This is a genomic window from Actinoplanes octamycinicus, assembly GCF_014205225.1.
GTDB lineage: Bacteria > Actinomycetota > Actinomycetes > Mycobacteriales > Micromonosporaceae > Actinoplanes > Actinoplanes octamycinicus.
Window position 1 is genome coordinate 1,349,555 of sequence record NZ_JACHNB010000001.1, and the last position, 12,811, is coordinate 1,362,365.

7 protein-coding genes and 1 tRNA gene are annotated in these 12,811 nt (G+C 71.6%); 2 read left to right on the forward strand and 6 right to left on the reverse strand.

Translation table 11 applies throughout. The features are described 5' to 3' along the window. Positions 1 to 136 precede the first annotated feature (136 nt). Positions 137 to 210, forward strand: a tRNA-Thr gene (locus tag BJY16_RS06025). 948 nt (positions 211 to 1,158) lie between these two features. Here the strand turns inward: BJY16_RS06025 and rlmB are convergent. From rlmB to BJY16_RS06050, 5 genes are all read right to left on the reverse strand, one after another. Then, complete coding sequence (rlmB, locus tag BJY16_RS06030; RefSeq protein WP_185038122.1) at positions 1,159 to 2,286, reverse strand: 23S rRNA (guanosine(2251)-2'-O)-methyltransferase RlmB; 1,128 nt, start codon at positions 2,284 to 2,286, stop codon at positions 1,159 to 1,161. Further along, the gene (cysS, locus tag BJY16_RS06035; protein WP_185038123.1) at positions 2,286 to 3,701 is read right to left on the reverse strand and encodes a cysteine--tRNA ligase; all 1,416 of its coding nucleotides are present in this window, start codon (positions 3,699 to 3,701) and stop codon (positions 2,286 to 2,288) included. Before cysS ends, rlmB begins: the two co-directional genes overlap by 1 nt. Before the next feature lie 70 nt (positions 3,702 to 3,771). Further along, positions 3,772 to 5,448, reverse strand: coding sequence for a S8 family serine peptidase (locus BJY16_RS06040; protein WP_185038124.1), 1,677 nt, complete (start codon positions 5,446 to 5,448; stop codon positions 3,772 to 3,774). A gap of 81 nt (positions 5,449 to 5,529) precedes the next feature. Further along, a complete protein-coding gene (locus BJY16_RS06045; RefSeq protein ID WP_185038125.1) occupies positions 5,530 to 6,927 on the reverse strand; it encodes a class II fumarate hydratase in 1,398 nt (465 codons plus the stop codon). 21 nt (positions 6,928 to 6,948) lie between these two features. Then, positions 6,949 to 9,810 carry an AfsR/SARP family transcriptional regulator gene (locus BJY16_RS06050; RefSeq protein WP_311775299.1) on the reverse strand — a complete coding sequence of 954 codons (2,862 nt, stop codon included), beginning with the start codon at positions 9,808 to 9,810 and terminating at the stop codon, positions 6,949 to 6,951. 351 nt (positions 9,811 to 10,161) lie between these two features. Between BJY16_RS06050 and BJY16_RS06055 the strand changes: the two genes are divergently transcribed. After that, a complete protein-coding gene (locus BJY16_RS06055) occupies positions 10,162 to 10,659 on the forward strand; it encodes a hypothetical protein (protein ID WP_185038126.1) in 498 nt (165 codons plus the stop codon). A 434-nt stretch (positions 10,660 to 11,093) separates the two neighbouring features. Here the strand turns inward: BJY16_RS06055 and BJY16_RS06060 are convergent, their stop codons facing one another. Further along, positions 11,094 to 12,761: a fumarate hydratase gene (locus BJY16_RS06060; RefSeq protein WP_185038127.1), complete on the reverse strand. Its 1,668-nt coding sequence runs from the start codon at positions 12,759 to 12,761 to the stop codon at positions 11,094 to 11,096. Positions 12,762 to 12,811: the final 50 nt, after the last annotated feature.

A 12,811-nucleotide genomic window follows, 5' to 3' on the forward strand; every position in this document is an offset into this window, starting at 1 on the left:
GGTGAAACGACTTCCTTTCCACCGGCAGGAACGTGCCGGACGATCCGAGTAGAAGGAACAGCCCCGTCACCGTATTTGGTTTTCCCTGTGCTGCCAAGATGGCGACTGCATAACGGGACGTTATGCTGAGGCCCGCGCCCCTGTAGCTCAGTTGGCTAGAGCATCCGTCTTGTAAACGGAAGGTCGTCGGTTCGAGTCCGACCGGGGGCTCCGTCCTCGGTGTCCCCTGTCCGCGGAGAGCGCGGACCGGGGACGTCGCTTCGCTTGCCTGGGGGGCCGAGCCCCCCAGACCCCCGCGTTACGGACGGTCACGGTTGGGCTTCGGGCCGGGTTGGAACATCGGGGCATGTGTTTGGCAGCGGCAGCGCTGATTGATCTGCTTCTTATTTTTGTCAGCACTCAATGCATCGCGAGGTGCTGGGGGCTCACTTTCCGGATTACCGAGTCGGCCGTTGCGGGCGCGTGGGTTGGCCTTTTAATGCGGGGTGGGGCCCGCTTGGTGAGCGGGCCCCATGCTATTTAGCCGGCGCAGTTGGCGGGGCGGGTCGGGGAGTCGTAGGCGTAGTCGACGCTGGACCAGCGGGCGGAGTCCTGGGCGGAGCCGTAGGCGAGCCAGCGGCAGATCTGGCGGCCGCTGTAGAGGACCGCTACGTCCCTGCTGCGCGGGCGGGTGCAGCTGCGGATGTAGAGGCGGTCGCCGTTCTGGTAGACGCCGCATGGGCCGCCTGGGCGGCGACTGGGGTGACCAGCGCGGTGGCGCCGGTGCCGGCGACGGCCAGGGCGAGATCGGGGATGGCCTGCTTCAGTTTCATTGACGTTTTCTCTCCCCGTGAATGATGAGGACTACAACTGGGTAACGGGGATTACAAACGCAAAGTAAATGCAAGGTATGCGACGTGAATGCACGTCGCAGGGTTCTTGCTTTTGCGTTTCCCGTTGTCGCCGAGTGTGTCCATCCACGACGGATGATGTCGACCACGGGGCGGTGAATACCTGTCCAGGGACGCCGATTCGACATGGGCTATTCACGGGAAACTGGGCCTGCCCGGGGCGGAAAACAATGAATAGGCAGGTCGGAGGTGCCGCTGTTCGGCGGGCGGGGAGCCGACACGGGAACGGCCCGGTGGGTCACCCACCGGGCCGTTGCTTCCGCGTGTGTCAGCCGTGGGCTCGGCGGCGGGCTACCTCGGCCAGGGTGACGGCGGCGGCGACGCTGGCGTTCAGGGACTCGACGTCCGAGGCCATCGGGATGCTCACCCGCAGGTCGCAGGTTTCGCCGACCAGGCGGGAGAGGCCGCGGCCCTCGGAGCCGACGACCACCAGCAGCGGGCCGACGGCGGCCTCCAGCTGGTAGAGGTCGGTCTCGCCGTCGGCGTCCAGGCCGATCGCGGTGAAGCCCTGCTTCTGCGCCGCCTTGATCGCCCGGGTCAGGTTGACCACCTGAGAGACCGGCACCCGGGCGGCCGCGCCGGCGCTGGTGCGCCAGGCGGTCGCGGTGATGCCGGCGGCGCGCCGCTCGGTCATGAAGACGCCGTGCCCGCCGAAGGCGGCCACCGACCGGATCACCGCGCCCACGTTGCGCGGGTCGGTCACCCCGTCCAGCGCGACCAGCAGCGGCGCGGTCTGCTCCAGCGCCGCGGCGACCAGGTCGTCGAAGTCCTCGTAGGCGAACGGCGGCACCTGCAGGCCGATGCCCTGGTGCAGCACGCCACCGGTCATCCGGTCCAGCTCGGCCCGGCTGACCTCCAGGATCGGGATGCCCCGGTCACCGGAGGTCCGGACCGCCTCGGCGACCCGCTCGTCGATGTCGATGCCCTGCGCCACGTAGAGCGCGGTGGCCGGCACCAGCGCGCGCAGCGCCTCCACCACCGGGTTGCGGCCGAGCAGCAGCTCGGGGCCTTCCTTGGTGGGGTTGGACCGCCGCCCCGGAGCGACCCGCGGGCCGCGCGGACCGGAAGCCCGGCCACCGCCCCGGGCGGCCTGGGTGCGGGTGATACCGGGGGCACGCCCGCCGCCGCGACCCCAGGTGGTGTCCTTGGTGCCGGGCTGGCCGACCTTGGGCGCGCGGCCCTCGGCGGCCGCGGCCCGGCGCTCCTTGTCCTGCTTGCGCGCGGTCTTCTCGGGCAGTTTCTCGGTGCCCGAGTAGCCCTTGTGCCACGGCCGCTCGTCGGCCGGCAGGGTCTTGCCCCGGCCCTTCAGCCCGGCGCGGTTCTTGCCGCCGGAGCCGGCCGGAGCGCCCTTCTTCGAGGTGGCGCGCTTGCTCGCGTTCTGTGAATTACCCGGCATCAGTGCTGCTCTCCTACCGTCCAGCGCGGCCCGGCCGGAGTGTCCTCCACCTGAATACCCGCGTTCTTGAGCTGGTCCCGCACCTGATCGGCGGCCGCCCAGTCCTTCCGTGCGCGGGCCTGGGCCCGCTGTTCCAGAGCCAGCGCGACGAGCGAGTCGACCACCGGCTTCAGATCGTTGCCGCCCTCGCCGCCACCCCAGGCGTCGTCGAGCGGGTCGAGGCCGAGCACCCCGAGCATGGCCCGGACCGCGGTCAGCGCGCCCCGGATCGCCGGCTCGTCACCGGCGGCCAGCGCGGTGTTGCCCTCCCGGATGGTGTCGTGCACCACCGCGAGCGCGGCCGAGGTGTTCAGGTCGTCGTTCATCGCGTCGGCGAACGCCGGCGGCACCGCCTTGGGCCGGCCCGGGCCGACCACCTCGGCGGCCCGCTTGACGAAGCCCTCGATCCGTTTGTACGCCACCGCGGCCTCGCGCAGCGCGTCGTCGGTATAGTCGATCCGCGAGCGGTAGTGCGGGCTGCCCAGGTAGTAGCGCAGCTCGACCGGGCGGATCCCGGAGGCGGTGACCGAGTCCAGGTCGATCACGTTGCCCAGCGACTTGCTCATCTTGGAGTCGCCCAGGTTCAGCAGGGCGTGGTGCACCCAGAACCGGGCGAAACCGAGCCCGGCCGCCTTCGACTGGGCCACCTCGTTCTCGTGGTGCGGGAAGGTGAGGTCCAGCCCGCCGCCGTGGATGTCGAACTCGTCGCCGAGGTAGCGCCGGGCCATCGCGGAGCACTCGATGTGCCAGCCGGGCCGGCCCCGGCCCCACGGCGACGGCCAGTACGCGTCCTGCGGCTCGTCGGCCTTCACGCCTTTCCACAGCGCGAAGTCGCGGTGGTCGCGCTTGTCCCGCTCCAGCACCTCGCCGCCGGCGCGCATGTCGTCCGGTTTCTGCCCGGACAGCGCGCCGTACTCCGGGAAGGAGAGGACGTCGAAGTAGACATCGCCGTTGGCGGCCGCCGACGGGTACGCATGACCGCGCTCGATCAGCTCGGCGATCAGGTCGTGCATCTCGGTGATGTGCCCGGTGGCCAGCGGCTCGTAGGTGGGCGGGAGAACGTTGAGGGTGCGGTAGTCCCGGTCCAGCAGCAGCCGGTTCGCGAAGGCGATGGCCCAGTACGGCCGGCCCTGCTCCAGCGATTTCTGCAGGATCTTGTCATCCACGTCGGTGACGTTCCGGACGAACGTCACCTCCAGGCCGGTGTGCAGCAGCCAGCGGCGCAGCACGTCGTAGTTCACGGCGGAGCGGAGGTGGCCGATGTGGGGGGAGGACTGCACGGTGACACCACACAGGTAGATCCCCACCTGACCGGGCGTCATCGGGACGAAGTCCCGGACCGATCGGGTCGCGGTGTCGTACAAGCGCAGAGTCACCGTACAAGGGTACCGACCGGCGCGACCGAGTATCCGCCCCGCCCGTGCGACACGGGCGGGGCGGCTCGGATCAGCGTCCGCCGACCGCCGCGTAGGCGTCGACGATCCCGTACCCGTAGAAGCCGTTGAAGTTCTTCCCGCCCTCACAGAGCGCGTCGTACTCCGCGGACCGGCCCTCCTGCGCGTAGCTCTGCAGGCGCGGCGTCGGGCAGGACTGCTCGGCAGCCGAGCGGTACAGGATCTGCTCGACCAGCGCGGGCAGCAGCGTCTTGCCGCCGCGGCGCAGGTCCGGCAGGCCGTACCGGCTGACGATCAGGGCGCCCACGCCGGCCGCGTGCGGCGAGGCCATCGAGGTGCCCTGCAGGTAGGTGTAGTAGCCGCACTTGCCGGCCTTGGTGCAGTCCTTGAAGACCGAGCCCTCACCGTCCGCGGTGATGTTGCCGGCCTCGTCGACCAGCCCCTCCTCCTGCAGCACCTTCCGCGGGTAGCTGGAGAGGATGCGGTTGCCCAGCGTGTTGTAGGTGTCGGTGCCGAAGCCGTCCCGGGCGTAGCCACCCGGCGCGGCGACCGAGATCTGCTCGAGGCCGTAGTTGGAGTAGTCCGCCTTCTTGCCGGACGGGCCGACCGCGGACACGCCGATCACGTGCGGGCCCTCGACCGGCAGGTCCCAGCAGGTCGCGTTGTCGATCGGCCGGGAGTACGGCGTGCCGCCGTAGTCCGGGCTGGACGTGTCGGTGCGCGGCTTGCCGTTGTCCTCGTGGTTGTTGCCCAGCGAGCCGAACATGGTGACGCCGCGGGCGTGCGCGTAGTTGAGCGCCCGCCGCATGCCGGCGATGATCGCCTGCTGCTCGGCCTGCGCCTCCGGGCTGTCCGCCGGGTTGGCCGTGCAGTTGTAGAGCCACGGGTCGACGTAGAACGACATGTTCACCACGTCGATGCCCTTGTCGGCGGCGTAGGTCAGGGCGTTGACCACCGGGTCCAGGAAGAAGTAGCCGGAGTCCTGGCCGACCTTCAGCTCGACCAGCGACACGCCCGGCGCGACGCCGGAGATGCCGCTGCCGTTGAGCGCGGCGCCGATGGTGCCGGCCACGTGCGTGCCGTGCCCGCCGTCGTCGGTGCCCACCGGGTCGACGCAGCTGGGCACCTCGCAGCCCTGGTCCACGCCGTCGATGAACTCGTTGTCGATCGCCGGGATGTCCGGGGCGAAGTTGCGGGACAGCCGGGTGTTGAAGTTGGCGCCCAGGTCCGGGTTCGACGCGTCCAGACCGGTGTCCATCACGCCGACCGTGACGCTCTTGTCGCCCGACTCGATCTTGCGAGCCTTGTCGGCCCGGACCATGGCCAGGCCCCAGAGCTTGTCGTCCAGCGGGTCGGCCTTGGCCGGGCCGTGGCCCTTGCCGCCGCGCGAGGTGAGACCCCGCTCCACCTTCTCGACGCCGTTCGGCGTGTAGCCGATCGCCTTGCGCTCGCTGGCGCCGATCAGCGCCGGCGACGCGGTGGCCTTGGTCTCGAACTTCGCGTCGGTGGACGTCACGCGGTAGACGCCGACGGCGTCGTTGGCACTGACGACGGTGCCGCCGGCGGCCTTGATCGCGGCCTGGGCGTCCGACGCGGAAACCCCGTCGGCGGCCACGACCGTGTAATCGACCACGGCCGTGGGCTCCGCCTGAGCGGAGCCCGGGACCGTGGTGAGGAAAGCCAGACCCGTCAACGTGACGACGGCTCCGACGGTGAGGCGTCTTCTCATGAAATGCACTCCTCGTGAGAGTCAGATCTCCGCATCTCATCGAGAAAGATCGCTCAGCGCAAGGTCAACGGCGCCATCAATTCACGGCCGGGTCATCCTCAGGACGTCCAGCGCCTCATCGAGCTGCTTCTCGGTCAGGGTTCCCGAGCTGACATGTCCGCGTTCGATGACCACTTCGCGGATGGTGCGACCGGTGGCGAGCGCCTGCTTGGCGATCGCGGCGGCCTCGTCGTACCCGAGGAAGCGGTTGAGCGGGGTGACGATCGACGGGGAACCCTCGGCGTAACCCCGGGCGATCTCCTCGTTCGCCTCCAGGCCGGCCACGCAGCGGTCGGCCAGCTGCCGGCTCGCCGCGGCCAGCAGCCGGATCGACTCCAGCAGGTTGCGGGCCATCACCGGCAGCATCACGTTCAGCTCGAAGTCGCCCTGGGTGCCGGCGAAGGCGACGGTCGCGTCGTTGCCGATCACCTGGGCGCAGACCTGCCGGACCGCCTCGGGCACCACCGGGTTCACCTTGCCCGGCATGATCGACGAACCCGGCTGCAGGTCGGGCAGGCGCAGCTCGCGCAGCCCGGCCCGGGGGCCGGAGCCCATCCAGCGGATGTCGTTGGCGATCTTGTAGAGCCCGGCCGCCACCACCCGGAGCTGCCCGGACGCCTCGACCAGCGCGTCCCGCGCGCCCTGCGCCTCGAAGTGGTCGCGGGCCTCGGTCAGCGGCAGCCCGGTCTCCTCGCGGAGCAACGCGATCACCGCGGGGGCGAAGCCGGGCGGGGTGTTCACCCCGGTGCCCACCGCGGTCCCGCCCAGCGGCAGCTCGCCGAGCCGGGGCAGGGTGTCGGTCAGCCGCTCGACGCCGTTGGCGACCTGCCGCGCGTACCCGGAGAACTCCTGGCCCAGCGTGACCGGGGTGGCGTCCATCAGGTGGGTACGGCCGCTCTTCACCACGCCGGACCAGGCCGTGGCCTTCTCCCGCAGGGCCCCGGCCAGGTGCTCCAGCGCCGGGATCAGGTCGTCGCGGACCGCCTCGGTGGCGGCCAGGTGGATCGACGACGGGAACACGTCGTTGCTCGACTGGGACGCGTTGACGTGGTCGTTCGGGTGGATCGGGCGGTCGGCGGCGCGGGACGCCAGGGTGGCGATCACCTCGTTGGCGTTCATGTTCGACGAGGTGCCCGAGCCGGTCTGGAACACGTCGACCGGGAACTGGTCGTCGTAGCCGCCGGCGGCGACGTGCGCGGCGGCCGTGGCGATCGCCTCGGCCAGGTCCTTGTCCAGCACGCCCAGCTCGGCGTTGGCCCGCGCGGCGGCGCCCTTGATCCGGGCCAGCGCGCGGATGTGCGCCGGCTCCAGGCCCCGCCCGGAGATCGGGAAGTTCTCCACCGCGCGCTGCGTCTGCGCCCGCCACAGGGCGTCGGCCGGGACCCGCACCTCGCCCATCGTGTCGCGTTCGATCCGGAATCCGCTCTCGTCAGAAGTCACCCGACCATCCTCTCTCGCGGATCAGTCCGCCGCCGCGATCTCCTCGGTGAGGCCCATCCGCTCGAAGATCTCCCGGGCCTGGGCCCGGAGCCGGTCCGCCTCCGGATCACCCTGGTCCAGGCAGTCCGCCAGCCCTCGCTGCGCCCGCGCCGTCCAGTACGGATTCCGCCCCGCCCCGGCCACCCGCAGCGACTCCTCGAACATCGCCCGCGCCCCGGCCCGGTCCCCGAGCCGGCGCAGGGTGACCGCGTAGTCGTGCCGGAACCCGGCCTGGTGCCGGACGTCGTTCAGCCGGACGCTGATCTCCACGGCCCGGCGGTGCTCGCCGATCGCCTCGGCGTAGCGGCCCTCGTCGCGCAGCAGCCGGGCCCGGTCGTTGTGCGCGTCCCCGGTGGTCGACTGGTAGCCGGTCCGCCTGGTCACCCAGAGCGCCAGGTCGATGTAGCGGTGCGCGGCCGCGGCGCTGAGCGTGCCGAGCCGGTAGCGGAGCCGCTGCAGGGAGAGCAGCGTGCCGGCCAGCTGCCCCTCCTCCCGGTTCTCGATCGTCGAGAAGAGCCGGCGCCGGGCGTAGTGCAGCGCCCGCTCCGGCTGACCCAGGGCGGTGTAGATGTCCGCCGCGATGGCCAGCATCGGGCTCGGCGTGGTGTGGTGGCCGAACCGGGTGCGCAGCCGGATCACCGTCTGCACCGTCTCCAGCGCCTCGGTCAGCCGGCCCTGGCTCAGCAGGATGTTGCCCAGGTTGCTGTAGCCGACCGCGGCACCGGCGATCTCGCCCAGCTCCTCGCGCAGCCGGATGGAGAGCCGCAGGTACTCCTCGGCCCGGTCGTTCTGGCCGGCCCGGCCGTAGACCGAGGCCAGGTAGTTCGCGGTGGTGGCGATCGCCGAGCGGCTGCCGGACGCCTCGGCCGCGGTCAGCGCCCGCTCCTGCAGCTCCCGGATGTCGTCCATGTAGCCGCGGTAGAACAGCAGGTGCCAGACCGCCCGCGGGAGCTGCCAGGCGTAATCGGTGCGGCCGGCCGCCTCGACCAGGGCGACCAGGTTCGGACGCTCCCGCTCCAGCCGGGCGATCGGATCCTCGACCACCAGGTCCGGCCGGGCCGGGACCGGGGCCCCGAGGTCGCGCACCAGGATCAACCGGTGGCTGGGGATGGCCGCGGCGATCGCGGCGTGCAGCTGGAAGTCCAGCACCGCGGTCAGCGCGGCGGCCCGGTCCGCCTCGGGCAGCTCGGCGGCGAGCATCCCGGCGTACTCGCGCATCAGGTCGTGCAGCCGGAACACGCCCGGCTCCGGCTCGTCGACCAGGTGCACGTCGACCAGGTCGTCGAGCATCTCCTCGGCGGTGTCCCGGGCCAGGTCGGCGAGCGCGGCCACGGCGAGCGCGTCGAAGTCGGCGCCCGGGTAGACGCCGAGCAGCCGGAACACCCGCTGCAGCGGAGGCCGCAACTGCCGGTAGGTCAGGGTGAACGCACCGGTCACCGTGCGGTCCTCGGCGGCCAGCTCGGGCAGCGCCGCCTCGCTCAGCCGGCGCAGCAGGTCGGCCACCCGCCAGCGCGGGCGGTGCGCCAGCCGGGCGCCGGCCAGCCGGATGGCCAGCGGCAGCAGCCCGCAGCGCCGGACCACCTCGGCGGCCGCCTCCGGCTCCTCGCGCACCCGGTCCCCGGCGATCTGGGCGAGCAGCGCGACCGCCTCGTCCGGGGTGAGCACCGGCAGCGACTCGACCCGCGCCCCGTCCAGCCCGGCCAGCCGGCGGCGGCTGGTGACCAGGGCCAGGCTGCCCGGCGCGGTGGGCAGCAGATCGGCGATCTGGGTGCTGGAGGCGGCGTTGTCCAGCACCACCAGCAGCCGCCGCCGGGCCGCCTCGGTGCGCCAGCAGGCCACCCGCTGCATCGGCTCCAGCGGGATGTCGTCGGCGGCCAGCCCGAGCTGGCGGAGCAGGGTGACCAGCGCGGCGCCCGGCTCGACCGGATCCCGCTCGCTGTGTCCCTGCAGGTCGACGAAGAGGTGCGCGTCCGGGTAGCGGTCGCCGACCAGGGCGGCCAGGTGCAGGGCCAGGGTGGTCTTGCCGCTGCCGGCCATCCCGTCGATCACCGCGACCAGCGGGCCGGCCTCGTCGCCGGCCAGCTGCCCGGCCAGCAGCCGGTTGACCTGCTCGTGGCGGCCGGTGAAGTCGCCGACCGTCCGGGGCAGGCAGCGCACCGGGGCGGCCGGTCGCGGCGCCGGGCCGGTCGCGGTCTCCCCCTTGAGGATCCCCCGGTGCAGCTCCTGCAGCTCCTCGCCGGGCTCGATGCCCAGCTCGTCGGCGAGCAGCCGGCGGGCCCGGCGGAACTCGGTGAGCGCGTCGGCCTGCCGCCCGGACCGGGCCAGCGCCAGGATCAGCTGCCCGCGCAGCCGCTCGCGCAGCGGGAACCGCTCGACCATGGCGGTCAGCTCACCGGTCAGCTCGCGCTCCCGGCCGGCGGCCAGCTCCAGGCCGGCCCAGTCCTCGACGGCCAGCGCGTACCGCTCGTCGAGCACCGCGGCGGCCTGGCGGATGGCCGGGGCGTCCAGCTCGGCGCAGGCCGGGCCGCGCCACAGGGCCAGCGCCGCCCGGTACGCCACCGGGTCGCCGTCGGCACGCGCCTTCTCGATCGCCTGGGCGAAGACCTCGGCGTCCAGCTCGTCCGGTTCGACCCGGATTCCGTAGCCTGCCCGATCAGTGAGGATCACCCCGGCTGGCAGGATCCGTCGCAAACGCGATATACACGACTGCAGCTGGCCGCGCGCGGTGGCCGGCGGGGTGCTGCCCCAGAGCGCGTCGACGAGCTCGCCGGCGCCGACGATCCGGTTCGGGTGGAGCAGCAGCATCGCCAGCACGATCCGGTCACGCCCGGCAGTCACGGCCACCGGCTGTCCGGCCACGGTGACGGACAGTGGCCCAAGAATGCGGTAGCGCATGGTAGCCATCCGTTCCCCGTGCCGGCCATCGAGACTAGCCGACACGTGAGAGCGGATCGACAGTGGAACGAGAGCGCCCTGCCGCAGAGTGAGGTCCAGCGCCGTTCCATCGCCGATGCTTAAACCCATCGCCCCCAGAACGCGGTGGGACGGCCACATGACTTGAAACACGGGGGCGTTCAGCCCGTCCACGGTCACCGTGGGCGGGCTGTTCGTATCTCGCTGATCACTCTCGGTTGGACGGATGCCTCTACGGAACGTACCGTCGGTTCCGCCGTTCCCCCGACGCGAAGGATCCAGATGCGACCCGCCATCCTGGCCGTGCTCACCGGTGTCCTGTTCACCGCTGCGGCCTGCGACAGCGATGCACCGGTCTACGAGACGGGGGCGGCGCCCGCCCCGTCGACCGCCGTGGCCGTCCCGCCGCCGGACTACTCGGCCGACACCGCGAAGGTGTGCCAGCAGCTCGACAAGATCTTCACCGGTGAGCTGAACGACTTCGGCACCGCGCTCGGCAAGATGATCGCCTACAAGGAGGCGAAGAAGGCGGCGGACGCCACCAAGGCGGAGAAGGCGGCGGCCGCCGAACTGCAGTCAGCCGGCGCCCAGATCCGCAAGGAGACGGCGGTCGCGCAGGACCCGGCGCTCAAGGCGGCCGGCGAGACCTCGGCGCGCAAGCTCGAGGCGAGCGCCAAGGACCACGCCTACCTCAAGCAGATCAAGACCACCGCCGACTTGGACAAGACCCTCAAGCCCCAGCTCGCCGAGTGGCTCAGCCCGGTCTCCGGCTTCTGCTGACCGAACCCCTTTCCGGTACGCCCGGCGCCCACCCCACCCGCACAGCCGGCTCCCGTGCCTCGACGCCAGGCCGCTGCCACCGCACGACCGCGAGGCCGCATCCGGGCCGAACTGCCCCCTCCCGGTGATCCGCCCAAACCCCGACCTCGGTCCATCTGGCCGCAGAGGGTGTCTCGACGTGCTCGACACACCCACGAGAGCCAGCCGGACTGCCGTGAGACGCGCGGCGGTCCGGGGTCGCGACGCGCGTCGCGGGGTTGGCGGTCGTGGCCACCCGCGGGCGTCGCCCTGGAGGGGCGGGCGTTCTGGACGCGTAGCGGCCAGCCCGGCCCGGAAGGGTCCCTGGCGGGAGCGACGATCAGTGATCAGCGCGGACCCGAGTCAGCATGCTCTTGATCTTGCAGGTGACGGTGCCGCCTCGACGCGGCGGGACCTCACCGCTTGCCGATGCTCAGGACCGGCTTGGTGACCGCCTCGAAGAAGTCGTTCCCCTTATCGTCGACCACGATGAACGCCGGGAAGTCCGCCACCTCGATCTTCCAGACCGCCTCCATGCCGAGCTCCGGGAACTCGAGCACCTCGACGTGCCGGATGCAGTCCTGGGCCAGCCGGGCCGCGGGGCCGCCGATCGAGCCGAGGTAGAAGCCGCCGTGGGCCTTGCAGGCGTTGGTCACCTGCTGCGACCGGTTGCCCTTGGCCAGCATCACCATCGAGCCGCCGGCCGCCTGGAACTTCTCCACATAGGAGTCCATCCGGCCGGCCGTGGTCGGGCCGAACGAGCCGGATGCGTAACCCTCCGGGGTCTTCGCCGGGCCGGCGTAGTAGACCGCGTGGTCGCGCAGGTACTGCGGCATCGGCTCGCCGGCGTCCAGCCGCTCGGCGATCTTGGCGTGCGCGATGTCCCGGGCCACCACCAGCGGGCCGGTCAGCGACAGCCGGGTCTTCACCGGGTACTTGCTGAGCTCGGCGCGGATCTCGGCCATCGGCCGGTTCAGGTCGATCTTGACGACCTGCTCGGACTCCAGGTGGTCGTCGGTGACCTCCGGCAGGAACCGGGCCGGGTCGGTCTCCAGCCGCTCCAGCCAGACCCCGGACGGGGTGATCTTGGCGACCGCCTGGCGGTCGGCCGAGCAGGAGACCGCGATCGCGACCGGGCAGGACGCGCCGTGCCGGGGCAGCCGGACCACCCGCACGTCGTGGCAGAAGTAGCGCCCGCCGAACTGCGCGCCGATCCCGAAGTCCCGGGTCAGCTCCAGCACCGCGGCCTCCAGCTCGAGGTCGCGGAAACCGTGCGCCGCCATGGTGCCGGCGGTGGGCAGGTTGTCCAGGTACTTCGCGCTGGCCAGCTTGGCGGTCTTCAGCGCGTGCTCGGCGCTGGTCCCGCCGATCACCACGGCCAGGTGGTACGGCGGGCAGGCGGAGGTGCCGATCAGCCGCAGTTTCTCGTCCAGGAACTGCATCATCCGCTGCGGGTTCAGCAGCGCCTTGGTCTCCTGGTAGAGGTACGACTTGTTGGCCGAGCCGCCGCCCTTGGCCATGAACAGGAACTTGTACGCGTCCGGCTGCCCGTTCGGGTCCTCGGCGTAGAGCTCGATCTGGGCCGGCAGGTTGGACCCGGTGTTCCTCTCGTCCCACATGGTCAGCGGGGCGAGCTGCGAGTACCGCAGGTTGAGCCGGGTGTACGCCTGGTAGACGCCGAGCGCGATGGCCTCCTCGTCGCGCCCGTCGGTGAGCACGTGCCGCCCGCGCTTGCCCATCACGATCGCGGTGCCGGTGTCCTGGCACATCGGCAGCACCCCGCCGGCCGCGATGTTCGCGTTGCGCAGCAGGTCCAGGGCGACGAACCGGTCGTTCGGCGACGCTTTCGGGTCATCGATGATGGCGCGCAGCTGGGCCAGGTGCGCCGGCCGCAGGTAGTGCGCGATGTCGTGCATCGCCTCGGCGGTGAGCATGGTCAGCGCGGCTGGCTCGACGGTCAGGAAGCGGCGCCCGCCCGGGCCCTCCACGACATCCACGCCCTCGTCCGTGACCAGGCGATACTCGGTCGAATCGTCGCCGGTCGGCAAGAGCGGCGAGTAGGTGAAAGCGGCGCCTCTGCTCATGAGCGGCAAGCCTAGGCCAGCCGGGGTGGGGGGTGCGAACCCGGCACCCG

Excerpts from the sequence above, each read along its gene's own strand:
- rlmB (WP_185038122.1), bottom strand. The coding sequence starts at position 2,286 with ATGCCGGGTAATTCACAGAACGCGAGCAAGCGCGCCACCTCGAAGAAG.
- BJY16_RS06040 (WP_185038124.1), bottom strand. The coding sequence starts at position 5,448 with ATGAGAAGACGCCTCACCGTCGGAGCCGTCGTCACGTTGACGGGTCTG.
- BJY16_RS06055 (WP_185038126.1), top strand. The coding sequence starts at position 10,162 with ATGCGACCCGCCATCCTGGCCGTGCTCACCGGTGTCCTGTTCACCGCT.
- BJY16_RS06060 (WP_185038127.1), bottom strand. The coding sequence starts at position 12,761 with ATGAGCAGAGGCGCCGCTTTCACCTACTCGCCGCTCTTGCCGACCGGC.